Raw genomic sequence first — 25,664 nt, 5'->3', positions numbered from 1 at the left:
GAGTTAGTAATACCGCGCATTCGAGTGCGCCTTTTGCTCGACATGAACAAAAACTTTTTAAATAGCGTCTGCGACGTTAGAACTTATATTCCAGCATGCCACTCAGGGTGCGGCCACGCGCCAAACTCAAGTTATTGGCATCGCCCATGGCCACGAAATAGGCCTCGTCCGTGGCGTTTTCCAACACCAGCGTGAGGTTCAAGGCATCGGTTGCCCAGTAGCTGGCATACAGGTCATACACGCTGTACTTGGGCCACGTCGCTTGCTCAAGGTTGGCATAGTTATGGGTATTAATATCCGATCCATTACCGGGGCTGTAACGCAAACGAACTCCCGTATCCAGACGTCGCTCAAGGAACCGCGCACCCACGGTCAATGAACCACGGTCTGCCGGCATGTAGGCAGCAGCCCCCATCACACCGCCGCAACTGACCTTATTGTTGCGGTCATCATCATCCAGCCATTCAGTTTCATGCACCGAACGTAAACTCCACCGTCCATTAGGTAACTGGAAACGTTCATAGCTACTCTTTAGCCTTTTCCCAAACTTCTTGGCGCCGCCCATGAAGTAGTTTTTAGAACAAAAGTCATTACTCCCGATCATGTGCGTATAACTGAGATTGGTGTACACACGCCCCATGTCATAGTTGAGTTGATACTCAACCCCTCGAAAGTTTGTGTCACTCAAACTATTAACGTAGGCCAGGTCCCCAAAATTACCCGATGCCGTTTCTTCGGGCAGCATGATGCCGTATTGCATAAACGAAAAGTTTTTGACGCGGCTATCGAAGTACGAGACTTTCATGCCTAACCGGTCATTATTGAAAAACAAAGACTCTTTAAAAATATTAAAACCAACTTCCCAGTCGCGGGACTCTTCAGGCTTAAGAAACGGGTTGGGGAATACCCGCTCAGGCGCATTACCGCCATGGGGGCGACCGGTCATGAACACTTCCGTCACGGCGGGTGGGCGCCAGCCCTTGCCCCAGTGAGTGTAGAGCTGCAACCAGTCCACGCCCGGCTTGATTGCCAGGCCGAAGGTGGGGGAAAACTGGCCTTGAGTACGATCTATGTCATAGACGTTTTCAGTCCGCACGGCCGGACCACTGCCGATCACTTCTACGCCGTTTTGGTGGCGGATGACTTTTTTGCGGTACTGGGTCATGCCCGTTTCGCCTTCAAGCCGGTAACGGTCATAACGCAGACCACCGCTGACGGTCAGCCAACCGTCATAGTCGTATTGCAGGTTGCTGAACAGGCTGGCCATGCCCCGCTTGCCCGCAGGGTCAGCACCCTCGATATAAGGCAGGGTGACTTCATTTTTAGCGGCGACTTTGCCGGTCTTGGGCTTGAAGGTGTCCTGATACATTTCCAGGCCATAGGTCCAGTTCAACTGGCCGAAGGTGTCGAAGTTGAACAGCGACGTGTTCTGGGCTTGCAGGCCCCAGGTGTCGGTACGAAACCGATCCTTGTAAGCACCAAAGGCGTTATCGGGCGTGGCGTTATGCCGGGCGTTGGCACGAACAAGCTCCGTGCTGACGAAATACAGCTTGCTCTTGAAATCAATCAGCTCGTTGTCCGGGTTAAAGCTGTAGTCAACGGCGTAGTTGACGGTGCCCAAATTGTTTTTGCTGTGGCGCACATAGTCGTAACCCTTCTGGTCAGAGGTGGCGTAGGTCCACGAGTCATTGCTGTCGCTGTCGGTGTTCAAGTAAGTGAATTGCACGCGCTGATCGTTCGCCAGGTTGAGCCCGAACTTGGCCATCTGCGAGCGCGTCACACTGCCGGCATCCCCCACTTCACTTTTCAGCCAGTCATTCCAGGCTTCACGACGTGATTGCTTGACCCTGATTTCACGCCCCAGGTTATCGGCGTTCTGCCGACCGCTGCGGTAGTTACCGAAGTGACGCTCACTGTAGGCAAACAGGGCGTCACCGATGTCGTTACCGAAGGCAAAGACTCCACCGCCGTTGAAGTAGGTGCCGTTGCCCATTTCACCAATGCCGCTGCCCGCACGAATACGGCCACCAAACTCTTTGCCGTCTTTGAGGAACTCGCTGGCTTGGAGGGTGTTGAAGGTGGCGATCCCGCCCAGTACCGCCGCACCGCCCATCCCGGACTGAGAGCCCTTTTCGATTTCGATGCTGGAGATCATTTCCGGGTCGATCAGCATCACGCCATTGCGATGCTGGTGGCCGTTAACGTTGAAGTTCTGGCGCATGCCATCCACGTTCATGTTGACCCGGCCATAGTCCTGCAATCCGCGAATATTGACTGACAGCCCAGGGTCACGCTGGTCCACGGCGGTGTACACGCCCGGGGTTTCTTCCAGCATGTCAGCCGTGTGGCGTGGCGCGCGCTTGTTGATTTGCTCGCTGGTAATCACCGACACCGCTTCGGGGGTCTGGTACACCCAATCCGCGCTATTGCCTTCGGCCTCACTGGCAGAAATTGACGTGGTGCCCAGTGCCAGCGCGCCTTTTAGGTCGCCGCTCACACGGGTTAGGGTGACTTGGCGCTCACCGGTAAAACGGTATTCAATCGGGTTATTGCCCACCAGTCGCGCCAGACCTTCCTGAACCCCGAAGTCGCCTTTGAGCGCTTGAGCGTGCAGGCCTTGCAACATCTGGGTGTCGAACAGCACCTGCAAACCCGCCTGTTCGGCGAATTGCAGTACCGCTTTGTCCAGCGGCTGCGCCGGGATATGGAAGGCTATAAACGCTTGCCGGACCGCACTGCTGACTGTTTGCGCGGCCTGTAGCGGCGCTTGCACGGCTAACAATGCGAATACACCGACATGAACTGCAAAGGCTAACCGGCTTACGGCCCCGATACCTTTGCGCTGATTGAACACCATTATTGTTATCCCCAAGCGTGCACGATTTGCTTTGCGAATGAATCTCAATAGCAAGACGAACAACGGGGGAAAAGTCAGTAACGGTTTTTGCGATTAATTTTCAAATGGGCGAAACAGGCAGGCCGCGGCCTTTAAGAACCACAAAATCGCAGCCTGCACGGTGATCAATAAATCAGGCTGAGGCCCGCCACTTCGACGCGTTTTACGTGCAGTTCACGGGTGAGCGTATGCAGCGCGCTGTCGAGCATTTCAAGGCGGAAGACGCCGCTAACCTGCCGATTGGCCAAGGAGGGATTGGCCAATACGATCTGGCCGGGGCGATAGCGGTTGAGTTGCTCAATCACTTGCGCCAACGGCTGGCGGTCAAAAACCAACACGCCACGTCGCCAACCGGTAGCAGCACTCAGGTCGAACTCCGGCAACGGCTGTACACCGTTGGCTTGGCTGTAACGGGCGCTTTGCCCCTCTTTGAGCACGTATTTCGCTGCTCCGTTGGCGGGAGGTGTTTGCAGGCTGACTGCCACACTGTGTTGCAACACACCAACCCAAGCCTGATTGCCGCTCTCGCGCCCCACTACAAACTGTGTGCCCAGGGCTTGGGTTTGACCTCCTGCGCTTTGCACGACAAAGGGCCGGTTTTCGGCCTCGCCCATGGGCGCCACATCAAACACGGCGGACCCCGCCAACAGGCTGATACGCCGCTGCTGCGTGTCATAGTCGATGCGGATTGCACTGGAGGCATCCAGCTCAACCGAGCTGCCGTCATCCAGTTGCACCGTGCGCAACTCGCCGGTGCCGGTTTGATAGTCCGCCTGCATGTGCACCAGCAAGCCCGGGCCACTGACCCACGCTACAGCGATGACGACGGACAGCGCGACAGCGCGCCCCACCTTGCGCAACGGTCGACGCCGTCGAGCCACTGAGGCAGGCACCGTGCGGGGCGATTCAGGACGCAAACGATGAGCCACGGTCTGCTCCCCGTCAGGCTCTAGCGCCAACTCGCCCAATGCGGCCCACGTCTGTTGTGCGAAGTGCAAGGCTGGCGCGTGGCGCTCATCGGCCGCCAGCCAGCGGCTCAGGTGCAGCTGCGCCTCTTCACTCAACGCACCCGCGTGCAAGCGCACCGCCCACTCGGCGGCCGCCTCAGTAATGGTTTGCTGTTCGGGGCCTTGGCTATTCACGTGTGAATCTCAATTTCTCGTTATGTATAAGCAGTGACGTCTTGCCTGAAGATTCTCAGTAAACCATTCGTCGACATGTAGGAAAGTTATGACTCCGGCGACTGCAAACGCTGCATGACATAAGCCAATGCTTTCGACAGATGCTTTTGCACTGAGCTGTCAGAAATTTCAAGGTGGCGCGCCACTTCCGCGTGGGTCATGCCTTCGATCCGGTTGAGCCTAAATATCTCCCGGGTGCGTTCAGGCAACTGCGCCAATGCCTGTTTTAACGCCATGCGCTGTTGTTCAGCCATCGCCTGGGCCTCCAGCCCTGCCAGTTCGTCCTCGATTTGAGCCAATGCCTCATGGGTCACTGAGTCTGTTTTGCGTCGGGTTTCCTGACGAATGTGATCCACCAGCAGGTTGCGCGCCGTGCGGTAGAGGTAGCCGGGGGAGTTGTCGATGGTGTGTTTGCGCCCATGCTCGGCCATGCGCAGGAAACTTTCCTGAACCAGATCGGCAGCCAGTTGCGGGTCTCGTACCTTGCGCGCCAAATACCCGCGCAGGGTGCTGGCATGCTTGATGAACAAACCCTTGAGGTCCATATCCGACAAACTGACTCCCTGACGCATGAAGGAAGGGGGCGCCATCTTACTTTTTGTCGAGAATGATTTTCAATTGAAATTAGCGTCCCGTGCGCAGGCAGGCCCACTCAGTTCTGCGACGGCTGCGCACTAAGTGCCATACTTTGCGGTCACTGGAAGAACGTCTGACGACCGGGCTGGCGCAGCTCCTACTCAGCAACAACACTTACCAACAAGATTTACAGAGGAAACCTCCATGCTTTGGAAAAAAGGCCGACGTAGCGACAACGTGGAAGACGTGCGCGATCAAAGCACCGGAGGCGGCGGGATGCGCATCGGTGGTGGCAAGGGCTTGAGTTTGATCGCCGTCGTCGTGATCGTGGGCTTCGGTCTGCTGACCGGACAGGACCCGATGCAAATCCTCGGGCAACTGAGCGGGCAACTGGGCGAGCAATCCTCCCCGCAAGTCACTCAGCAAGCCGGGCATGCGCCCCCCGCCAACGACCAACAAGCCGAGTTTGTGCGCGCCGTGCTGGGCGACACCGAAGACACCTGGCGCCAGGTGTTTCAACAGGCCGGTCGAACCTACAAAGACCCGACGCTGGTGCTGTTTCGCGGCCAGATCAACTCCGCGTGCGGCTTCGCTTCATCGGCCAGCGGTCCGTTTTATTGCCCGGCCGACCAAAAGGTCTATCTGGACATGAGTTTCTTCCAGGAAATGGCTCAACGCTTTCAAGCCGCCGGCGAGTTCGCGCAGGCGTATGTGATCGCGCATGAAGTGGGCCATCACGTGCAAACGCTGCTGGGCGTGTCATCCAAGATGCAGATGGCCCGTCAGCAAGGTAAACGCATGGAAGGTGACGGCGGCCTGCTGGTACGTCAGGAGCTGCAAGCCGACTGCCTGGCAGGGGTGTGGGCCAATTTGGCGCAAAAGCGTTTGAACTGGCTGGAACCGGGGGATATCGAGTCAGCCTTGAATGCGGCCAACGCCATCGGCGATGATCGCTTGCAGCAACAAGGGCAAGGCCGTGTGGTGCCGGACTCGTTCACCCACGGCACCTCGGCGCAACGGGTTAAATGGTTCAAGACCGGCTTTGCGCAGGGCAACATCAACCAATGCGACACCTTTTCGGCAGCGAGGTTGTAAATGGGTGCACGGGGTTTGGTGTCATGGATCGTGTTACTGGCCGCCTGCACCACGGCGCAGGCCGCTGAACACGGGGTGAAAGCGCTTAGCCCTGAGCGCCTTGCGCTCAACCCCGGCGAGTTGAGCATTGGCATAAGTCAAGACTGGCAGCACCCTCTGCCTGAGGTGCAACGGGCAGTGATTGTGATTCACGGACGTTTACGCAACGCCCAGACGTATTTGCACAGTGCGCAGCAAGCGGCGGCGCAAGCCGGGGTGCTGTCCACCACGCTGATCATCGCCCCACAGTTTTTAAATGAGCGCGATAACACGCGGCATCGCTTGCCGGACGCGGTGTTGCGCTGGCAAGGGAACGACTGGATGGGCGGGCAGCCCGCCATCAGCCCTGCGCCCATCAGTTCGTATGCTGCGCTGGATCAGATCCTCAACCAGCTCAATGACCGCACGCGTTTCCCGGCCTTGCGCGAGGTGGTGATTGCGGGGCATTCCGGCGGTGCGCAAGTGGTGCAGCGTTATGCGCTGACCACCCGGGCGGACAAGGCGTTGCAGGCCGACGGGATCAAGGTGCGCTACGTAATCGCCAACCCGTCAAGTTACGCCTGGCTCACCAAACAGCGGCCCGTTGCGACGTTCGATGCTGCCACCTGCCCTGGGTTCAATACCTGGAAGTACGGGCTCAACGACTTGCCTGCCTATGCCGAAGGGCAAAAACACCATCAGCTGGAAGCGTCGTACGTTGAGCGGGACGTCACCTATCTATTGGGTGCCAACGACATCGACCCCAATCACCCTGCGCTGGATAAAAGCTGCGAGGCAGAGGCTCAAGGGGCTTTCAGGCTGGTCCGCGGCAAGAATTATTTCGCGTCTTTAACCCAGCGCCATCCGCAGGGGCTGAACCAGCGTTTGGTTGAAGTGCCGGGGGTTGGGCACAACGGCGATCAGATGTTCACCTCGCCCGAGGGGCAAAAAGCATTGTTTGGGCAGTAGGACAGTCCCGCAGGCTGTGAGCTTTCAGGATCAAAAGCTCCCAGTCTGTCAGGCCAATAAGCGCCGTAGCTCAAAGCAGTCTTTGGCGTGCCAGTCAGTCAGTTCGGGCCACGGGTTTTGCGGCACGTTGACCAGCACTGTCCGGGCTCCCGCTGCACGACCACACTCAAGATCGAAGCGAAAATCCCCCACCATCACCATCTGTGCAGGCGTTACGCCCCACGCGTTGGCCAGTTGCAGCAAGCCGTCCGGATCGGGCTTGTGCGCAGCGTTGTCGCGCCCCAAAACGTCTTGCGCCGCAAAGCATTGCTCCAGGCCAATCGCCTTAAGGGTGATGCGCGCCAGCTCTTGGGCATTGCGGGTCAACACCCCTAAGCGCACACCACGCTCATGCAAATCAAGAACCAGCTCCACCGCGCCCGGCGCAGGCGTCGAGGCAAGCGCCAGTTCACGCTCGTGTTCGAGCAGCCAGGCATGCTTCTCGGCCGACTCAGCAGGCGGTAAGCCCGCAAGGTGGGTGAGGATGTCTTCGTCGTCCGCAATGCACAGCTCACGGTGAATCAGCTTGAAGTCATGCACAGCCACCGTCAGCGTGCCGTCCATGTCGAATACCCAGTGTTTTATGTTCTTAAGCGTCATGCCCAGTCCTTGCGATGGCGAATCAAACCTTCTTGTGTCACTGACGCAACCAGCTGGCCAGCCCGGTTATACACGCTGCCACGGGAGAACCCGCGCGAGTTGCCCGCCCACGGGCTGTCCATTGCGTAGAGCAACCAGTCATCGGCACGCAGGTCCGCATGGAACCACAGCGCGTGGTCGAGGCTGGCCACTTGCATGTCTTTTTGCCATACGCCTTTGCCGTGCGGCAGCAGCGAGGTGGTCAGTAAACCGAAGTCCGAGGCGTAGGCCAGCAGGTATTTGTGCAGCGCTGGCGTGTCGGCCAATGCGCCATCGGCGCGAAACCACACGTATTTGACCGGATCGCTGACCTTGGGGTTGAACGGGTCTTCACCGACCACCGGACGAAACTCGATGGGCTTGGCACACAGCAGTTTTTCGCGCATGGCTTCGGGGATCAAATGCGCGCGCTGACACGTGATCTCAAGCTCGGAAGGCAAGTTCTCCGGGCCGACCACATCGGGCATGGTGGTTTGGTGCTCAAAGCCGCCTTCGTCGTACTGAAACGAGGCGCTACAGGTGAAAATCGGCTGGCCCTTCTGGATCGCCGTCACTCGACGCGTGCTGAAACTGCCGCCATCGCGCACACGGTCAACCTGATACACCACCGCCAGTCCCGCATCACCGGGGCGCAAGAAGTAACCGTGCATCGAGTGCACGTGCCGCGCGTCTTCAACCGTCTGGCTCATGGCGGACAGCGATTGGCCCAGCACCTGACCGCCGAACAGCTGGCGAAAGCCCAAATCCTGACTGCGGCCGCGAAAGAGGTTCTCTTCAATCGGTTCCAGGGTCAGCAGGTTGACCAGATCATCCAACACTTGGCTCATTCAGATTTTCCTCACACAGAGCAATGCCGGCGCACTCTACGTTGCGACGGCCAACAAAAATTTGGCACTTGCCACTTAACCTACAACTTGAAAGTCATTTGCCTGCTTATCCGTGCAGTGTTTCCAGCCATTGAGCGCGGCTGATCCGATAGAGCACATGCTTGCTTAACGGATGACCCGGTTCCAACCCCGGATGTTCAAAATCACCGGCCATATCACGCTGCATGCCGATGGCTTGCATCACTTTCTGTGATGGCACGTTGGCCTCAGTGGTAAATGAAACCACTTGATCCAGCGCCAGCCGGTCAAACGCACAACGCAATACCGCCCACGCCGCCTCACTGGCGTAACCCACCCCCCAATGTTTGGGGTCCAGGCGCCAGCCGATCTCGACAGCCGGGGCGAAATGCGCTTTGAAACCGATCTGCGACAGGCCCGTGAAGCCAATAAACGCACCCGTGTCTTTGCGTTCCACCGCCCAAAACCCATAGCCGTGTTCGGCAAAATGACCACGAAAACGACCAATCACCGAGGCGCTTTCAAGACGGCTCAGAGACTTTGGAAAATAGCGCATGACCTGCGGATCGGCGCACATGGCAGCGAACTCCGCCAAATCGGTGTCACGCCAGGGACGCAGACGCAGACGAGCGCTTTCGAGTTCCTGAATTTGCTCCATCTGGCTCCTCCGATGGGTTACGCGGGTTTTCATCTGTCGGGCAGTGTACCGCGCTGATAAGATCCGGCGCTCGCTCCTACATGAAATCACTATGCCTTTACCGCTGATTTATCACGATGATTACAGCCCGCCGTTCCCGGCTGAGCATCGCTTCCCGATGGATAAATTCCGCTTGCTACGTGATCACCTGGTTGCAACCGGGCTGACCTGTGATGCAGACCTGCTACGCCCCTCGTTATGCCCTGTGGATATCCTCGCGCTGGCCCATGATCCGGCGTATATCGCGCGTTACATGGCTGGCGAACTGGCCCACGAAGACCAGCGGCGCCTGGGCTTGCCGTGGAGCGAAGCCCTGGCGCGCAGGACGATTCGCGCCGTGGGCGGCTCCCTGCTCGCCGCCGAGCAGGCACTGGAGCATGGGTTGGCCTGCCATTTGGCCGGCGGTACTCATCATGCGCATTACGATCACCCCGCGGGCTTTTGCATCTTTAACGATTTAGCGGTCATCAGCCGTTACCTGCTGGAAAGCGGGCGCGTCAATCGGGTACTGATTTTTGACTGCGATGTGCATCAAGGTGATGGCACCGCCCGAATTCTTGAACATACGCCTGAGGCGATTACCGTTTCCCTGCACTGCGAAAAGAATTTTCCGGCGCGCAAGGCGCAAAGTGATTGGGACATTGGGTTGCCGATGGGCATGGGTGATGCGGCGTACTTACAAGTGGTCGACGAAGCGCTCAATTATCTGTTGCCGCTGTATCAACCAGACCTGGTGCTGTACGACGCGGGGGTCGACGTGCATCAAGATGACGCGCTGGGTTATTTGAAGCTGACCGACGCTGGCGTCGCCGCGCGCGATGTGGCGGTGATGCGCCATTGTCTGGGCCGCGATATACCGGTGGTCGGGGTGATTGGCGGCGGTTACAGCAAAGACCGCAAGGCGTTGGCGCGACGGCACGGGATTTTGCATCACAGCGCACAACACGTCTGGGAGTCATCCGGTTGTCATTAATCTGTGATTGTTACCCACAATGCCTGTGGAACTGCCTGTGGATAACCTGAGCGAAAGCCGTTGCAGGCCATATGAAACAAGGCGTGTAGAGCACTGTATGTTTTTCGTACAGCTCATACCTGACACGGCGTAGCCGCCTGCGCCAGCGGCTAGGGGAGATATGAAGCATGGTCAGGTAGAATGCAGCGCTTATTTCGCCGATTTGCAGCTCGCCATGACTGACGCCAACACGCCCCTTCCCTTTCATGTCGCCATCATTGGCGGTGGCCCGGCCGGGCTGATGGCCGCTGAAGTGCTGAGTCAGGCTGGCGTGCGGGTGGATGTGTACGACGCGATGCCCTCTGTAGGCCGCAAGTTTCTGCTCGCCGGAGTGGGCGGCATGAACATCACTCACTCCGAAGCCTGGCCCGCGCTTTTATCGCGCTACGCTGAGCGTTCGCCGCAGATGGCACCCCTATTACAGGCATTTGATGCCCAAGCCTTGCGTCAATGGATCCATGATCTGGGCATCGAGACCTTTGTCGGCAGCTCAGGCCGAGTGTTCCCCACCGACATGAAAGCAGCCCCCCTGCTGCGCGCCTGGCTCAAGCGTTTGCGCGAGTGCGGTGTGGTTATCCACACCCGCCATCGCTGGCTGGGTTGGCAGGCAGATGGCACATTGCGTATCGGCAGCCCGGAAGGTGAAAAACAGCTCAGGCCTGATGCCGTATTACTGGCCTTGGGCGGCGGCAGCTGGGCCCGCCTGGGCTCGGATGGGGCGTGGATGCCGTGGCTGGCCGAGCGCGGCGTGGCGCTGGCGCCGTTACAAGCCAGCAACTGCGGCTTCGATGTAGCGGATTGGAGCGAGGTGCTGCGCAGCAAATTTGCTGGCGCCCCACTCAAGAACATTGCCATTGCCCTGGAGCATCACAGCCCGCGCTTGGGCGAATGCGTGATCACGGCCACCGGGATTGAAGGCAGCTTGATTTACGCGTGGTCCGCGCCCATCCGCGAAGCGATCAACCAACACGGGGTTGCCACACTGGTCATTGACCTGTTGCCGGGCAAGCCTGTGGATAAAGTGGCAACCGCCCTGGCCAAGCCGCGCGGTTCACGCTCGATGAGCAAACATTTGCACAGCCAGTTGGGTCTGGATGGCGTCAAAGCGGCGCTGTTACGCGAGTTGGCACCCGCTGACGCGTTCAATGACCCGGCGCGATTGGCCGAGGCGATCAAGGCGTTAGCGCTGAAACTGGTCAAGGCTCGCCCGTTGGACGAAGCCATCAGCAGTGCCGGTGGCGTGGCGTTTGAAGCGCTGGACGAACACTTGATGCTCAAGCAATTGCCCGGCGTGTTCTGCGCGGGGGAAATGCTGGATTGGGAAGCCCCCACCGGCGGCTACTTGCTCACGGGCTGCTTTGCCAGTGGCCGTGCCGCCGGGTGGGGGGTTTTACGCTGGTTGAAAGTCAAACCTTAACCCCGTAATGCCTGAACGCAGGGTCTGGGTGGCAGACCGCGCGTTCTGGCTTTACGAAGGCTGCGTCGCCGCACGCAGCCTTCGTAAATTGCTACTAAATTCGCTCAACCCTTAAGGTTTGCGCTTACGCGGGCCAGTGTTGAAAACGGGCACTTTACGCACAGGTTTCACCGAAGGCTCGGCCGGGGCCGCTTCGCCGCTGTCAACCCACTTACCCAAGTTGCGTTTGCCGCCACCGCCCGAGGTTTTCGGCTTTTTCGGCTTCTTCGGTTTTTTGATCACTTGGCCCGAGGCGTCGGTTTCAGGCACACGGTGCTCTGGCTCGAAGTCTTGCTCTTCGTGGCGTGGCAACGTTTGGCGGGTCAACATCTCGATGGCCGAGAGCATGTTCACTTCATCGGCACATACCAGCGAAATCGCTTCACCCTTTTGCCCGGCACGGCCGGTACGGCCAATACGGTGGATGTAGTCTTCAGCCACGATCGGCAGGTCAAAGTTAACCACTAACGGTAAGTCTTCGATGTCCAGACCACGGGCCGCGACGTCAGTGGCTACCAGAATCTGCACCTCGCTGGCCTTGAAACGGTCCAACGCACGTTGACGCGTGGCTTGTGGCTTGTCGCCATGAATGCCGTCAGCGTTGATGCCCAAGCCCTGTAGTTTGCCCACCAGCTCGTCGACGCCATTACGGGTTTTGGCGAACACCAGCACCTGCTTCCAGTGCTGGGTACGCAGCAAGTGCAGAAACAGCTCGGGTTTGCGCTTTTTGTCGACCGGGATGACCCACTGTTTAACGCTGCTGGCCGCGACGTTGCGTGGGCTGACTTCAATGCTCAGCGGGTTGTCGAGCATTTGCTCGCCCAGCGCGCGAATGGCATCCGAGAAGGTGGCCGAGAACAGCAAGGTTTGACGCTTTTTAGGCAGCGCGCGATAGATGTCACGCAGCTCTTCGCTGAAACCCAGATCGAGCATGCGATCGGCTTCATCGAGAATCAGGGTTTGCAGTTGGTTGAACTTGATCGCCTTTTGACGATACAGGTCGAGCAGACGACCCGGCGTGGCGACCAGTACATCGACGCCTTTGCGCATTTTCATCATCTGCGGGTTGATGCTCACACCGCCGTACACCGCGTAGGTGCTCAAAGGCAGGTGTTCGGCGTACTGGCGAATGCTTTCGTGAACCTGTTCAGCCAGCTCACGGGTGGGCACCAGCACCAGGGCGCGCACAGAGTTGCTGGCCACTTTCGGGCCTTCCATGGTCAGCAATTGCAGGAGCGGCAGAGCAAAGCCACCGGTTTTGCCGGTGCCGGTCTGGGCGGCGGCCATCAGGTCGCGGCCCGCCAGCACTGCGGGGATCGCTTGGGCCTGAACCGGGGTGGGCGTCTGGTAACCGAGCGTCTCTAGGGCGCGCAGCAAGGGTTCGATCAGGCCAAGGGTGGCGAATGTCATGGGGATACCGTCGAAAAAGGTCAGCGCGTGGGTGCATAGGTTGCAATGGCGCGCAGTTTACCCTAATTCAGACGGGTTTCTGCTTACGCCACTGCGGCAAACCGATCAACACCACGGCACTGATAATGACCGCCATCGCCAGGCACTCCTCCACGCCAATGGTCTCACCCGCAAACGCGATGCCCAGCATCACCGCCACGGCCGGGTTGACGTAGGCATAACTGGTGGCCGCTGCCGGACGTACGTTTTTGAGCAAGTACATGTAGGCGCTGAAGGCGATGATCGAGCCAAAGAACACCAGATAGAGTAAGGCGCCCCAACCCGCGGCGGTGGGCATGTGCGTCATGCGCTCACCGCTCAACAGGCTACCGGCCAACAGCACGACCCCGGCGGTGAGCATTTCGGCCGCACTGGCCATCGGCCCTGCTGGCAACGGCAGGTGTCGGCTCCACACCGAACCAAAAGCCCAGGCCGCCGCCGCAAACAGGATCATCGCCGCGCCCACTGGGCTGGCTTGCAGATTGGAGCCAAGGTTGAGCATGCCGATGCCGATCAAGCCGAGCAGGATGCCCGCCCATTCCAGACGCGTGTTACGCGCGCCCCAGAAGTAACCGAACAACAAGGTAAATAGCGGCACCGTGGCCACGGCCAGTGCCGCGACCCCCGAGGCAACGCCCGAATGCTCGGCCAGGGTCACGCCGCCATTGCCACACGCCAACAGCAGAAAACCAATCATTGCCGCCGAACGCCATTGCACCCACGTCGGTGCAGGTGAACCGCGCCAGCGCATAAAGGCATACATCAAACTGCCCGCCACGAGGAAGCGCACCCCGGCCATCATCAGCGGCGGCCACGACTCAATACCGATGCGGATCACCAGGTAGGTCGACCCCCAAATCACGTACAAGGCAAAAAAAGCACCGATCAGTTGCAGCGGGAAACGACGTGCGGCAGGCATGGTTCAGCTCAAAGGCAGAGGCAGGGGACCGGGAAGTGTAGACAAGAGTCGCTATCAGCAGAAGTAACAGAACGCACCAAAAGTGGCCGTACACTTTGGCGGCTCTTATACGCAGGCAGGGTGTTTAAAACTCGCGATAGCGCTTGAGATGCTCGTTGATTTTGGCCGCAGGCACTTTTTGCAAGCTGCGCAACAGGTCGTGGTTGAGCTCGCGCAACCCGTGCTGCTGGCGCAGTTGCTCAGCCAAGTGTGTGGTCAGGTTAGCTGCCATCTCGGCATCGGCCATCGCCCGGTGAGCCTTGCCGGTGTGGGGCAAGTCGGCAAAGGTGGTGAGCGTCCCCAGCTTGTGGTTGGGCGCCTGGGGCATCAAACGGCGCGCCAGCAACAGCGAACAGGCGAAGTTCTGCAAACGGGTGCGCTTGATGCGGCCCATCTCGAAATCCCAGAACTTTTGGTCAAATGCTGCATTGTGCGCGAGCAAAGGGGTGATACCGACAAACTCGTTAACCTCGTTCATCACCTGCTCTGCCGAGGGCGCGGTGCGCAACATGGCGTTGCTGATACCCGTCAACTGCTCGATAAAGCCCGGTACGCGTACGCCCGCGTTCATCAGGCTTTGATAGCGCTCAACGATGCGCCCTTGCTCCAGAATCACCACCGCGATTTCGGTGGCCCGGCAGGTGCTGCTCGGGGAGATGCCTGTGGTTTCAAAGTCGATGACGGCGATACGTTCCAAACGAGGTCAATCCTGTAAAAAAGTGAGCGTTACTTGAGTAGCAGACTGCCTTCAATCGGCACATAACGGGTCGCCGCGCGAATCAGCGAGTTGGCCGTGAGGCCGGGCACGCCGTAAGCCACGGTTTGTACACCGTGCTTGCTGGCGATGCGTTCGAGCAACAGGTCAAAGTCGCCATCGCCCGAGGCCAGCACCACTTCGTCCACATTGGCGGCAGCGTCCATGATGTCGATGGTGATGCCCACGTCCCAGTCGCCCTTGGCCGAGCCATCACTGCGCTGGATGTACGGTTTGAGCTTTACGGTGAAACCGAGGTTGCGCAGGATCTGCTGAAACTGCTGTTGCTTGCTGTCGCCCCGGTCGATGGCATACGCGTACGCCTCGACAATCTCACCGCGCTGGCTGATATCCGCCCACAGCGCAGCGTAATTAAAATGGCAGCCATAAGCCTGGCGAACCGTGTAGTAGAGGTTCTGCACATCCGCGAAGACCGCAATTCTTTTCACCGGGAGACCTCAAGGCGCCCAAGCAAGCGGGCACGCAACTGAAAACAAGGCCGCAGTATGCCAGCCTGCTGAGACTTTGCGCGGATTAACCGCCCAACGCGCGAGCACACACGCAGTTCAACACGGACATTTGCTTGGTGCAGGGTTTGATCGGTTAAAGTGGCGCACCGCTTTTGACTGTTGATACCGAACCATGAACCCGCTGACTGTTATTCGCGACTCCCTGTACTTCTTCCAGCGCAACCTGGGCCAGATTGTGGCGCTGTGCCTGCCATTGGTGATTCTTGAGGCTGTGCTGCAACAACTGGTCAACAATGCCACGGGCCCGGATGCATCGCCCGGCTACAGTTTGATCGTCGGGTTGCTGGTGTACCCGATTTACACCGCGGCTCTGATTCTGTTTCTCGACGCCCGCAGCCGGGGCGAAAGCCCGCGCAACCGTGACCTGCTGGCCCGCGCCCTGTACCTGTGGCCGCGATTTGCGCTGCTGGCCGCCATCAGCACGCTGCTGATTGTGCTCGGGTTGTCGATGTTCTTTGTGCCGGGTATTTACCTCACCGTAGTGTTCGCATTTGCCGAGTACCGCTTAGTGCTGCGCGGCGAGGCGCCATTGGCCGCGCTGAAGTCTAGTTTTGGACTGAGCAAGGGCCACTTCTGGCGTATTTTCGTGTGCATTTTGGCGGTGCTGGGGCCGCTCATGCTGCTCAAGGAATTAAGCTTTTCGGTGTACCCAAAAGCTGAAAACCCCCTGCTTTCGTTAGCGTTGGAAAGTATCAACAGCTTCTTGCAGTTGTTCTTGTCTGTAGTTCTATTCCGTTTATTCATGCTGATTAGCGACGAGCCTGACAGTCGATAAAACGCCCTCCTACGTATCATCCATTGGGATGCCAGGCAGCGGTCGCGTATGCTCGCTTACATCTTGAAACTTAATAAGCCGACGCCATGCCACGTCTTTTGCGTAATACCGTATTGGGTTTGCTGCTGACAGCCGCGCTGACAGCCGCGCTGTTGGCGAGCCTGATTTATAGCCTGACGTGGCGCCCTGAAGCCAAAGAAGTGCTGACCGTCAGTTGCCCCACCACCGCCCCCGTGCTGGTGCCGGGGCAGGCGCTCAAGGTCATGACCTGGAACGTGCAATACCTGGCGGGCAAGCGTTATGTGTTCTGGTACAACCTGGCTGATGGCAGCGGGCCTGATACACGCCCGACCGCAGAGGACATGGCGTTCAGTCTGGATCAGGTGACGCGGGTGATTCGCGACGAGCAACCGGACCTGGTGCTGTTGCAGGAAGTCGATAAAAACGCCAAGGCCAGTGGCTATCAGGATCAGCTCACGTTGTTGCAAGAGCGGCTGGTCGACCTCTACCCGTGCAGCGCGCAGGCGGTCACCTGGCAGGCCGACTTCGTGCCCGACCGTCACATTTTCGGCAGTGTGGGCCGCACCTTGGTGACCCTCAGCCGCTTCCAGATCGAGCACGCCGAGCGCCTGCAACTGCCCGTGGCCGAGGCCAACCTGATCAGCCGTCAGTTTGCACCCAAGCCTGCGTTGCTGGTCAGTTACCTGCCCCTCAATGACGGCGGGCAATTCGTGGCCATCAACACTCAGCTTGATAGCCCCACACAGGACAACAGCAACCTGCGCCAACAAATGCAGGCCACCGCGGCGGCGCTGAACAGATTTGAAAGTTACGGCACCCCGTGGCTGATCGGCGGCGATTTCAATCTGTTGCCGATTGGCCAGTATCTGCGCCTGCCCGCCGAGCAGCGAGCGGGTTATTCGCCTGACAGCGAGCTGCATCAGCTGTGGGAGAAGTACCCGATGATCCCCAGCAACCCTGAAGCCACAGGCATCGACCGCGAATTGTGGCTCACCCACTTCCCCAACGACCCGCGTGTCGAAGAACCCGACCGTACCCTCGATTACTTGTTTTACAGCCCCAAGCTCAAACGTATCGAGGGCTATGTACGTCAGGAAGACACCCTGACCCTTTCCGATCATTTACCCGTGGTGGGCCGGTTTTTGTTGCCGCTGGATTGACTCGCCTTGCAGGAGTCGCTGCCGCAGGCTGAAAAAAGCGCCATGGGTGCGTGGGCGTTTAATCAAACGGGTGGCTGCGAACCCTTCGCAGCCTTTGGCAGCGACTACGAAGAGGCAGGCTTTCGGGGTTTGATCCGGGCGGTGGCTTCGGCCACCAGCGGGTCGTCTGGCCAGTAGTGTTTGGGGTAACGGCCTTTGAGGTCTTTTTTCACTTCGGCGTAGGTGCTGCGCCAAAAGTTGGCCAGATCCTGCGTCACTTGCACCGGGCGCCGCGCGGGCGACAGCAGGTGCAATTTGACCACTTGGCGGCCGCCCGCAATGCGCGGGGTGTCAGCCAAACCGAACAGCTCTTGCAGGCGAACGGCCAAAATCGGCGGGTGCTCACTGTAATCCACCCGCACCGAAGAACCCGACGGCACTTTGATGTGATGGGGCGCCAGCTCTTCCAGACGCTGCGGCAAAGGCCAGGGCAATAAGTTATGCACAATGCTCGACAGGTCGAGGCTGGCAAAATGGCTGAGCCGCGAGACCCGCCCCAAGTAAGGCGCCAGCCACTGCTCAAGCCCATTGAGTAACGCGGCATCAGTGACATCCGGCCATTCGCTCTGGCCGTGCGCGTCAAGATCCAGCTGACGCAGTAACGCCACCCGCGCTTGCCACTGACGCAGTTCAGGCGTCCACGGCAACAGTTCCAGGCCTTTGCGCCGTACCAGATTGATCAGCGCCTGAGTGCGGGCCGCTTCATCGAGACCTGTCAGCGGTTCACGGCTCAACACCAGTTCGCCGACTTTGCGCTGGCGCTCGGCACGCAATACCCCTTCGCGCTCGTCCCAATCCAGTTGATCCACCACGCTGACCTGCTCGCTCAACACGCCGTCGAGCAACCCGGGATCGAACTCCGCCGCCAGATAAATGCGCTCTTCTCGCTGGCCCTGGCGGCTGCCCAAGTCGGCGATCACCAGCCAGGGATGTTTCATCAGCGCGTCCACTTCGCTGAACAACGCAGCCCGCCCGTTCGCCAGGCGATATTCGGCGCCACCCGGCTTGCGCTGCTGCGCGATACGATCGGGATACGCCAGCGCCAGCAAGGCGCCCAGCCAGCGCGGGTGATCAGGGTCGACGACGGCTTGAGTCGGCTTACCCCGCAGGCTAGAGCGGTATTGGCGAGCCAATTGTTTGGCGCGCTGTACGCCGCCCTGCCCACCCCGCGCGGCACGGGTATCGCCCGATAACAACGCCAGGCGACTGTGAACGTCGGCCCCGGCGCCGCGCACAATATCGCGCTCACCCAACAGCGCGGCGACATCACACGCCATCTCAGTCAGGCCCACGTCATGCCCGCGCAACAACAGGTGCGCGATACGTGGGTGTGCGGGCAACTGGGCCATCGCTTCGCCATGCCCGGTGAGTTTCCAGCCGCCATCCACTTGCTTGCGCAGTGCGCCCAAACGTTCCAGCAACTGCTGGGCCTGTGCATAACTTGCCGCAGGCGGCGGATCAAGCCAGATCAGTTCGTTCGGGGTCACCCCCCAACGCGCCAATTGCAGCGCCAGCCCTGCCAGATCTGCTTGCAGCATTTCAGCGCTGCCATAGGCGGCCAGTTGCGCGTGCTGGTCTTCTGACCACAGCCGATAACACACGCCCGGTTCCAGCCGCCCGGCGCGGCCTGCACGCTGGGTGGCGCTGGCCCGGGAGATGCGCTGGGTGTCGAGGCGCGTCATGGCGCTGCCCGGATCAAAGCGTGGCACCCGTGCCAGTCCGGCATCAATCACCACGCGCACGCCATCAATGGTCAGGCTGGTTTCGGCAATGTTGGTGGCCAGCACCACTTTGCGCAGGCCCTTGGGCGCAGGTTCGATGGCGGCCCGTTGTGCGCTCAACTCCAACTCGCCGTGCAGCGGGCACAACAGGATGTCTGTGCGCGAGCCCAGCGCGTCAGCCAACTGTTGATTAACGCGTCGGATTTCTGCCTGACCGGGCAGGAATACCAACACGCTGCCCGTCTCATCGTTGATCGCCTCCAGCACGGTGTTCACCACCCGTGGTTCAACAAACTCACCGGGCACAAACGGCCGCCCCCAACGCATGGCCACCGGGTACATGCGCCCTTCGCTGCGCAACACCGGGGCATCGTCGAGCACGCTGGCCAAACGCTCACCCTCAAGGGTGGCGGACATCAGCAAAATTTTCAGCGGCTGCTCGTCGCGAAACAACTCACGCCCATTAAGGCTCAATGCCAGTGCCAGATCGGCGTCCAGACTGCGCTCATGGAACTCATCGAAGATCAGCAGCCCTACGCCTTCGAGCGCCGGGTCTTGCTGCAGGCGCCGAGTGAGGATGCCTTCGGTGACGACTTCGATACGCGTGTTGGGCCCGATTTTGCTATCGAGTCTGATCCGATAGCCGACGGTTTCTCCGACTTTTTCTCCCAGCTCACTGGCCAACCGCTCCGCCGCAGCGCGGGCGGCCAGGCGCCGCGGTTCGAGCATCACAATCGTCTGCCCGGCGAGCCACGGCTCATTGAGCAAGGCCAGCGGCACACGGGTGGTTTTACCGGCGCCAGGCGGCGCTTCGAGCACGGCTTCGTGCCGTTCAGCCAAGGCGCAGCGCAGCGCAGGTAAAACTTCATCAATCGGCAAAGAAATCATGGTGGCTCCAGAACTGTGCGGCGAGTATAACGGCGAACAGTTCGGCATTAAGCGCGGTCTTAATGTTTGGTTTGGCCCTTCAAGCGTTTATGAGGTTTTGGTATGCGTAGGTCTTCGCGCGTCATTGGCGGCATTGTGGTTGCTGCCCTGTTCACCCAACTGACTGCCTGCGGCAGTATTTTCTTCCCGGATCGCCGAGGTCAGATCGACGGCAAAATCGATCCGATGATTGCCGTACTGGATGCCGTGGGGCTGCTGTTTTATGTGATTCCGGGGCTGATTGCGTTTGGTGTCGACTTCGCCACTGGTGCTATTTATTTCCCGCCCGGTAAAACCGCACACATCGACCCGCAAAAATTGCAAGAAACCATCGGTGCTGACGGCAAGGTGGATAACAGCAAGCTGCAAGCCATTCTTGAAAGCGAACTGGGTGGCAGCTTTCCGCTGAACGACCCGCGCCTGATCCAGCACAAAGGCAGCGTGCAGCAATTGGCGTTGTACGGTCTTGTACCCGCCGCCTGAGACAAGGAAGCGTCATGAGCAGCAGCCCGGAACACGCACGTCTGTTACGCCTGGCCACCCGCGCATCGGTGGCAGTGGCAAGCCTTTTGATTGTGACCAAGGCCATCGCCTGGTGGCTCAGCGGGTCGATCAGTATGTTGGCCGGGTTGACCGACTCGCTGCTCGATGGTGTGACGTCGTTTCTGAACTTACTGGCCGTGCATTACGCCTTGCGCCCTGCCGATGACGATCACCGTTACGGGCACGGCAAGGCGGAGTCGTTGGCAGGCATGGCGCAGGCGCTGTTTATCGCCGTGAGTGCCGTATTGATTGCATTCCAGGCCATTGAACGCCTGAAAAACCCCGAACCGGTAGGTGCGCCGTGGATCGGCATTGGCGTGATTGTGTTCTCGCTGGTGATGACCGTCGCCCTGCTGATGCTGCAACACCGCGTGATCAAAGCCACCGGCTCCAACGCGGTGCGGGCGGACTCGCTGCACTACCGCTCCGATTTGTTGCTCAATGGCAGCATTTTGGTTGCGCTGGTGCTGGCCAGCTTCGGCTGGCCGCAACTGGATGCCTGGTTTGGCTTGGGAATTGCGGGTTACATCCTGTGGAGCGCGATCCAGATCGCCCGCGAGAGCTTTTCGGTGTTGATGGACGAAGAGTTACCCACCGAGGTCAGTCAGCACATGCTGGAATTGGCCTGTAGCGTACCCGGCGTGCTGGGCGCCCATGATTTGCGTACGCGCATTTCGGGCAGCATCTGGTATGTGCAATTGCACTTGGAGTTGCCCGGCGAACTGACGTTGTCAGTCGCCCACGCCCTCAGCGACCGGGCCGCCGAGGCGATTGAAAAAGCCTACCCGCGCGCCGAAGTGCTGGTGCACGCCGACCCGCAGGAAGTGGTCAAACCCAAGGCTTGTTAATAGGTGACCTGATAACCCCGACTGCTGAGGCAGTTGCCCTGCGCTTGCCGGTAGGTTTGCACCACGGCAGGCGAAGGCGCGTAGGTGGCTTTAGCCGGGTCAAACCCGTTTTGCTCGATGGCCCAGCGATAGCAATCGTAGCGGTCCTGATTAATCTGCGCAGGTGTCTGACCATTCGCCGGGTAGGCCACGACGTCATAGCCGTTGCTCACCGGTTGCGGCGCAGCCACGGGAACAGGCGCCGGTGGCTGGACCACGATGTAGTCCTGCGTAGCGGGCTGATAGGCGTAGTACGCACCCGCGGCCAGGAACATCAACGAACTGCCGATCCACACTTCCCGCGCGTAATCGGGCAAGTAACCTACGCGAATCCCGTAGGGTGGCTGCACCACGACGTAACGCGGACCTTGCGGGCGATACCAATAACCACCGGAAAAGAAGTAGTTCTGCCCGCGATAGGGCACTTGCCAATGCTGACCGGGAAACCGGTCGACCACATAACCGGGCCGGTATTGCGGACCCGGCCCCCAGCCATTGCCCTGCCCGCTCGGGCGACCTTGCCAGCGATTGTCATAGGGGCGGCCATTATTAAAACCGGGGTTGCGGCCATAGTCGGGCCTGGAGTTGCCTTGCCAGTGCGAATAGTCGCCGGGACGCCGGGGAATATCCTGATAGTAACCACGACGTGGCGGCTGAGTTTGCTGCACCGAATCGGGACGTGGCTGGATGCTCAGGTGATTAGCCGGTTGCGCCGGGCGATTTTGAGGGTTGCCCGCGCCCTGGGGGCGGGCTTGCCATTGCCCGCCTTGTGGCCGACCCTGGCCCTCAAATGACGGAGGCCGGGCTTGATGACCCTGATTGTCCGGGCGCGGTTGATTATTCGCGCCCTGCCCTTGCGGCCGGTGCTCACCACCGTTGGGACGACCTTGCTGAGGGTTACCATCACCTCGTTCATCGGCCAATAACTGAGCGCTGATACTTACACTGAGCAAGCTAACGGCAGCCAAACGCCAAAGACGCGATTTCATGATGTTCCTCACTGCGGGTTGGGGCGTACACATAAGACTGGAAATCCGAGAACCGGTTCGGCGGCAGGTTAGCAGTTACGGTGCTTATTTTCGGCCAATAAAAAAGGGCGACCCGTCGGCCGCCCTTAGAATTTTTCGTCCTGGCTCAACACTTGTGGTGTTGGCTCACCTCGCGCCGTCTTCTGGACAGTGCGTAGCCCGGGGACCGGGGCAACCCTGTGGGGTTGGCGGTCGCGGCTGGCCTGATTCGGCGGGCCGCAGTGGACTCTATGTCCGGGCAGTGATTCTGGTAGTAAGAATAGGCGTTGGCGTGCGGCAGGCGATTGCGAAGATTGCTCAATAAAACAGTACTTGCGCAATTTTTGCCTTAAGGTGGATACTTTCACGCAATAGTTATTACAAAGGGTTACTTCGTGAGCAAACTCGACCGATACGACTTGAGTATTTTGGCGGAATTGCAGCGTGATGCACGCATCTCCAATCAGGAGCTGGCCGAACGCATTGGCTTGTCGCCTTCGCCCTGCTCAAGGCGCGTCAAACAGCTTGAAGACGACGGCTACATTTCGCGCCAAGTGGCACTGCTGGACCGTAAAAAACTGGGATTAACCCTCACCGCCTACGTATTGATCGGCATGGACCGTCACACGCCTGAGCGCTTTGAGAACTTCGAAGCGGCCATTCGCAGCCTGCCGCAAGTGCTGGAGTGCAGCCTGGTAACGGGGGTGGACGCCGATTACCAACTGAAAGTAGTGGTGCCGGACATGGACCACTATCAACAATTGTTATTGGGCCATTTGACCCGTATTGACGGGGTGACCAGCGTGCGTTCCAGCTTCGTGCTTAATCAGGTGCTCAACAGCACTGAGTTGCCGCTGACTCATCTGCGGACATAAGCAGGCTGCGAAGGAGCTGTGGTGAGCTCAAGAAAACGGGTTGCGGTGCACCCCTTCGCTGCCTTCGGCCATGAGTTCGCTGTGGGGGTACACCACCCAGATCAACAACCATGCGCACGCTCTGGCGTATACTCCCCCGGTTTTTAATCCCCGATCACGCTGGAGAACACCGATGGATCCTGCCTTGCTTGAAGAGTGGATGATGACGATCCTGGTCAGCATCCTGATCATTTTCATGGCGTTTATCGTCTGGGATCTGGCGAAGAAGTCCAAGGCCGGACGTTTCGGCTCGTTCATTCTGTTTTTTGTGCTGGGCCTGGGCGTGGCCGCTTTCATCATCAAAAGCGTGGTCATCGGCCTGATCGAGTCGGGCGCGCTATAGCCGCGCCGGCACTTCCCTGTAGTGCCCCTGCTCCAGCCCTTCAATGCTCCAGTCACCGATGCGCACACGCACCAGACGCAAGGTCGGCAACCCCACGGCTGCGGTCATGCGTCTGACCTGACGGTTTCGCCCTTCGCGAATCACCAGTTCCAGCCAGGCCGTGGGTATGCTTTTGCGAAAACGCACCGGCGGGTTGCGCGGCCACAACTGCGGCTCTTCAAGGGCGCGCGCCTCGGCCGGCAGGGTTTTGCCATCGTTGAGTTCCACGCCCTCGCGCAATTGCTGCAATTGCGCCTCAGTCGGCTCACCTTCCACTTGCACCCAATAAGTTTTGGGCAACTTGTGCTTGGGGTCTGCAATTCGCGCCTGCAACTGGCCATCGTTGGTCAACAGCAACAACCCTTCACTGTCGCGATCCAGACGCCCGGCCGGGTATATACCGGGAATCGGGATAAAGTCCTTGAGCGTCGCCCGCCCGCCTTCATCGCTGAACTGGGTCAGCACATCAAACGGCTTATTGAACAGATACAGTTTTGGATCTGACGGTGGCGCTTTGGCCACGCGCCGACTGGCCGCTTGAGTAGCGGGCGCTTTGGACGCCGGACGGTGTGCGGCGGGACGAACAGGACGGGACATGGCAAACCGGACATCTAGCGATCAAGGCCGGCAATGCTAGGGGCTGTTGCCATTTAAGTGCAAGCGCCCCAACTGCCTGATCGCTAAATGCCACGTCCCATCAACGGAATGGCGGTTCGTCAAAGCTGCGCAGTTTGCGCGAGTGCAATGAGTTGAGCTGGCTGCGCATCAAGTCCACGGCCGCAATACCGATTTTCAAATGCTGACTCACCGCGCGCTCATAAAACGCGTTAGCCGAGCCTGGCAGCTTGATTTCGCTGTGCAGGGGTTTATCGGACACACACAGCAACGTGCCGTACGGCACCCGCAAACGATAACCCTGCGCGGCGATGGTGCCGCTTTCCATGTCCACGGCCACGGCACGCGACAGGTTGATCAGCGGGCGCTCCTGTGCCCAGCGCAATTCCCAGTTGCGATCGTCATACGTCAGGACGGTGCCGGTGCGCAGGCGTTTTTTCAGCTCTTCACCACGCTCACCGGTGACTTGCGCTGCCGCTTCCTGAAGCGCCAACTGCACCTCGGCCAGGGCCGGGATCGGAATGTTGGGCGGTACAACCCGGTCGAGGATTCCGTCGCGGCGCATATAGGCGTGGGCCAATACGTAGTCGCCAATGGTTTGCGACTGCCGCAGGCCACCACAGTGACCAATCATCAACCAGCAGTGCGGACGCAACACGGCCAGGTGGTCGGTGATGTTTTTGGCATTGGAGGGACCGACGCCGATGTTCACCAAGGTCACGCCGTGGCCATCGTTGGCCTGCAAGTGGTACGCGGGCATTTGATAGCGGTGCCACACCACGCCCGCCGCAATCGCCTGCGCTTCACCGTAGTCCATGCTCTTTTCGATCAGCACATTGCCGGGCAGCACCATGCGTACAAAACGCGGGTTATCACGCAGTTGTTCCAGGCCGTGGAGGATGAACTGGTCAACGTAACGGTGATAGTTGGTCAGCAGAATCCACGGCTGCACATGACGCCAGTCGCTACCGGTGTAATGCACCAGACGACGCAGTGAGAAGTCCACGCGCGCGGCGTCAAACAGTGCCAGCGGCAGCGGGTCGGTGTTAGCCCAATCGTAGAGGCCGTCGGCAATACCGTCGGTGGCCGCCGACAGGTCGGTGCTGGGGAACACCCGCGCCAGCGCGGCCGCCGTCACGCCGGAGCCTGCGAGTTCGTCGCCCTGCTCAACCACGTACGGGTAAGGAATATTCTGCTGACTGAGGCCCACTTCGACTTCAACGGTGAAGTCACGCATCAGCGGCACCAACTGCTCCAGCAGGTAGTTACGAAACGCCGCAGGATGGGTCACGGTCACGCTGTAGGTGCCGGGCAATTGAACCTTGGCGTAGGCGCGGGTCAGGGTCGGCGTTTCACCATGAATGGTGTTGGTCAAGCGCAGCTCTGGGTAGCGAAACAGCGCACGCTCCTCTGCCGAAGGTTCGATGCGGTCTTTGAGGTAACGTTTGAGGGCCTGGCTCAAGGCCGTGGTTGCGCGTTCGTGCAGGGCGGCGAGGCGATCAACGGCCTCTTGCGCGGTTGAAACGACAATGAAAGCTTCGGTCACGATGAGCATCCTC

The 25,664-nt window shown here is 59.4% G+C and carries 24 protein-coding genes; 10 read left to right on the top strand and 14 right to left on the bottom strand.

Annotated features, from left to right (window positions below):
- Positions 1 to 76: 76 nt before the first annotated feature.
- The 3 genes from ACP7A4_RS00915 to ACP7A4_RS00905 form a co-directional block, all read right to left on the bottom strand.
- Positions 77 to 2,857, bottom strand: a complete 2,781-nt coding sequence (locus ACP7A4_RS00915) for a TonB-dependent hemoglobin/transferrin/lactoferrin family receptor (RefSeq protein WP_426245158.1) — start codon at positions 2,855 to 2,857, stop codon at positions 77 to 79.
- A 164-nt stretch (positions 2,858 to 3,021) separates the two neighbouring features.
- A complete protein-coding gene (locus ACP7A4_RS00910; RefSeq protein WP_426245156.1) occupies positions 3,022 to 4,038 on the bottom strand; it encodes a FecR family protein in 1,017 nt (338 codons plus the stop codon).
- 86 nt (positions 4,039 to 4,124) lie between these two features.
- On the bottom strand, positions 4,125 to 4,631 hold the full coding sequence (locus ACP7A4_RS00905; protein WP_059764036.1) for an RNA polymerase sigma factor: 507 nt from the start codon (positions 4,629 to 4,631) through the stop codon (positions 4,125 to 4,127).
- 226 nt (positions 4,632 to 4,857) lie between these two features.
- Here ACP7A4_RS00905 and ypfJ point away from each other — a divergent pair, with 226 nt between their 5' ends.
- A complete protein-coding gene (gene ypfJ, locus ACP7A4_RS00900) occupies positions 4,858 to 5,748 on the top strand; it encodes a KPN_02809 family neutral zinc metallopeptidase (protein ID WP_048401413.1) in 891 nt (296 codons plus the stop codon).
- Positions 5,749 to 6,735, top strand: a complete 987-nt coding sequence (locus tag ACP7A4_RS00895; RefSeq protein ID WP_426245154.1) for an alpha/beta hydrolase — start codon at positions 5,749 to 5,751, stop codon at positions 6,733 to 6,735.
- Between the two features lie 48 nt (positions 6,736 to 6,783).
- Here ACP7A4_RS00895 and ACP7A4_RS00890 read toward each other — a convergent pair whose 3' ends face one another.
- The 3 genes from ACP7A4_RS00890 to ACP7A4_RS00880 all read right to left on the bottom strand — a co-directional run bounded on the left by ACP7A4_RS00890 (position 6,784) and on the right by ACP7A4_RS00880 (position 8,916).
- Positions 6,784 to 7,374 carry an HAD family hydrolase gene (locus ACP7A4_RS00890; RefSeq protein WP_059763905.1) on the bottom strand — a complete coding sequence of 197 codons (591 nt, stop codon included), beginning with the start codon at positions 7,372 to 7,374 and terminating at the stop codon, positions 6,784 to 6,786.
- Entirely contained in the window at positions 7,371 to 8,240 is an 870-nt protein-coding gene (gene tesB / locus ACP7A4_RS00885; RefSeq protein WP_426245152.1) for an acyl-CoA thioesterase II, read from the bottom strand. Before tesB ends, ACP7A4_RS00890 begins: the two co-directional genes overlap by 4 nt.
- Before the next feature lie 106 nt (positions 8,241 to 8,346).
- Positions 8,347 to 8,916, bottom strand: coding sequence for a GNAT family N-acetyltransferase (locus tag ACP7A4_RS00880; RefSeq protein ID WP_059763903.1), 570 nt, complete (start codon positions 8,914 to 8,916; stop codon positions 8,347 to 8,349).
- Positions 8,917 to 9,007: 91 nt separating this feature from the next.
- Here ACP7A4_RS00880 and ACP7A4_RS00875 point away from each other — a divergent pair, with 91 nt between their 5' ends.
- Both ACP7A4_RS00875 and ACP7A4_RS00870 read left to right on the top strand, forming a co-directional pair.
- Positions 9,008 to 9,928: a histone deacetylase family protein gene (locus ACP7A4_RS00875; RefSeq protein WP_203302217.1), complete on the top strand. Its 921-nt coding sequence runs from the start codon at positions 9,008 to 9,010 to the stop codon at positions 9,926 to 9,928.
- Positions 9,929 to 10,142: 214 nt separating this feature from the next.
- On the top strand, positions 10,143 to 11,384 hold the full coding sequence (locus ACP7A4_RS00870; protein WP_426245871.1) for a TIGR03862 family flavoprotein: 1,242 nt from the start codon (positions 10,143 to 10,145) through the stop codon (positions 11,382 to 11,384).
- 111 nt (positions 11,385 to 11,495) lie between these two features.
- Here the strand turns inward: ACP7A4_RS00870 and ACP7A4_RS00865 are convergent, their stop codons facing one another.
- The 4 genes from ACP7A4_RS00865 to ACP7A4_RS00850 all read right to left on the bottom strand — a co-directional run bounded on the left by ACP7A4_RS00865 (position 11,496) and on the right by ACP7A4_RS00850 (position 15,033).
- Positions 11,496 to 12,833 carry a DEAD/DEAH box helicase gene (locus ACP7A4_RS00865; protein WP_059763893.1) on the bottom strand — a complete coding sequence of 446 codons (1,338 nt, stop codon included), beginning with the start codon at positions 12,831 to 12,833 and terminating at the stop codon, positions 11,496 to 11,498.
- Between the two features lie 67 nt (positions 12,834 to 12,900).
- Positions 12,901 to 13,791: a drug/metabolite exporter YedA gene (gene yedA / locus ACP7A4_RS00860; RefSeq protein ID WP_059763891.1), complete on the bottom strand. Its 891-nt coding sequence runs from the start codon at positions 13,789 to 13,791 to the stop codon at positions 12,901 to 12,903.
- A 124-nt stretch (positions 13,792 to 13,915) separates the two neighbouring features.
- Complete coding sequence (locus ACP7A4_RS00855) at positions 13,916 to 14,527, bottom strand: 3'-5' exonuclease (protein WP_426245148.1); 612 nt, start codon at positions 14,525 to 14,527, stop codon at positions 13,916 to 13,918.
- A 29-nt stretch (positions 14,528 to 14,556) separates the two neighbouring features.
- Positions 14,557 to 15,033: an NYN domain-containing protein gene (locus tag ACP7A4_RS00850; RefSeq protein WP_048362406.1), complete on the bottom strand. Its 477-nt coding sequence runs from the start codon at positions 15,031 to 15,033 to the stop codon at positions 14,557 to 14,559.
- A gap of 193 nt (positions 15,034 to 15,226) precedes the next feature.
- On the opposite strand from ACP7A4_RS00850, the gene ACP7A4_RS00845 reads away from it, so the two are divergent.
- Together ACP7A4_RS00845 and ACP7A4_RS00840 are read left to right on the top strand one after the other, a co-directional pair.
- The gene (locus ACP7A4_RS00845) at positions 15,227 to 15,889 is read left to right on the top strand and encodes a hypothetical protein (protein WP_059763884.1); all 663 of its coding nucleotides are present in this window, start codon (positions 15,227 to 15,229) and stop codon (positions 15,887 to 15,889) included.
- 86 nt (positions 15,890 to 15,975) lie between these two features.
- Entirely contained in the window at positions 15,976 to 17,070 is a 1,095-nt protein-coding gene (locus tag ACP7A4_RS00840; protein ID WP_426245145.1) for an endonuclease/exonuclease/phosphatase family protein, read from the top strand.
- A gap of 104 nt (positions 17,071 to 17,174) precedes the next feature.
- Here ACP7A4_RS00840 and hrpB read toward each other — a convergent pair whose 3' ends face one another.
- Positions 17,175 to 19,718: an ATP-dependent helicase HrpB gene (hrpB, locus tag ACP7A4_RS00835; protein WP_426245143.1), complete on the bottom strand. Its 2,544-nt coding sequence runs from the start codon at positions 19,716 to 19,718 to the stop codon at positions 17,175 to 17,177.
- A 102-nt stretch (positions 19,719 to 19,820) separates the two neighbouring features.
- Here hrpB and ACP7A4_RS00830 point away from each other — a divergent pair, with 102 nt between their 5' ends.
- Complete coding sequence (locus ACP7A4_RS00830) at positions 19,821 to 20,240, top strand: hypothetical protein (RefSeq protein WP_059763878.1); 420 nt, start codon at positions 19,821 to 19,823, stop codon at positions 20,238 to 20,240.
- 14 nt (positions 20,241 to 20,254) lie between these two features.
- Positions 20,255 to 21,148 carry a cation diffusion facilitator family transporter gene (locus tag ACP7A4_RS00825; RefSeq protein ID WP_426245141.1) on the top strand — a complete coding sequence of 298 codons (894 nt, stop codon included), beginning with the start codon at positions 20,255 to 20,257 and terminating at the stop codon, positions 21,146 to 21,148.
- On the opposite strand, the gene ACP7A4_RS00820 is transcribed toward ACP7A4_RS00825, so the two are convergent.
- Positions 21,145 to 22,176 (bottom strand): DUF6515 family protein, encoded by a 1,032-nt coding sequence (locus tag ACP7A4_RS00820; protein WP_426245139.1) that lies wholly within the window; start codon positions 22,174 to 22,176, stop codon positions 21,145 to 21,147. The genes ACP7A4_RS00825 and ACP7A4_RS00820 overlap by 4 nt on opposite strands.
- Positions 22,177 to 22,589: 413 nt before the next feature.
- Between ACP7A4_RS00820 and ACP7A4_RS00815 the strand changes: the two genes are divergently transcribed.
- Both ACP7A4_RS00815 and ACP7A4_RS00810 read left to right on the top strand, forming a co-directional pair.
- A complete protein-coding gene (locus tag ACP7A4_RS00815) occupies positions 22,590 to 23,069 on the top strand; it encodes an Lrp/AsnC family transcriptional regulator (RefSeq protein ID WP_048362399.1) in 480 nt (159 codons plus the stop codon).
- 172 nt (positions 23,070 to 23,241) lie between these two features.
- Positions 23,242 to 23,451, top strand: a complete 210-nt coding sequence (locus ACP7A4_RS00810) for a DUF2788 domain-containing protein (protein WP_003444116.1) — start codon at positions 23,242 to 23,244, stop codon at positions 23,449 to 23,451.
- Here the strand turns inward: ACP7A4_RS00810 and ACP7A4_RS00805 are convergent.
- Positions 23,446 to 24,012: a pseudouridine synthase gene (locus tag ACP7A4_RS00805; RefSeq protein WP_426245869.1), complete on the bottom strand. Its 567-nt coding sequence runs from the start codon at positions 24,010 to 24,012 to the stop codon at positions 23,446 to 23,448. The two genes, ACP7A4_RS00810 and ACP7A4_RS00805, sit on opposite strands and share 6 nt — an antisense overlap.
- 175 nt (positions 24,013 to 24,187) lie before the next feature.
- Complete coding sequence (gene amn, locus ACP7A4_RS00800) at positions 24,188 to 25,660, bottom strand: AMP nucleosidase (RefSeq protein ID WP_165599940.1); 1,473 nt, start codon at positions 25,658 to 25,660, stop codon at positions 24,188 to 24,190.
- Positions 25,661 to 25,664 lie beyond the last annotated feature (4 nt).

The organism is Pseudomonas sp. TWR3-1-1 (genome assembly GCF_049896545.1).
GTDB classification, from domain to species: domain Bacteria; phylum Pseudomonadota; class Gammaproteobacteria; order Pseudomonadales; family Pseudomonadaceae; genus Aquipseudomonas; species Aquipseudomonas weihenstephanensis.
This window is presented reverse-complemented; position numbering and strand designations above follow the sequence as displayed.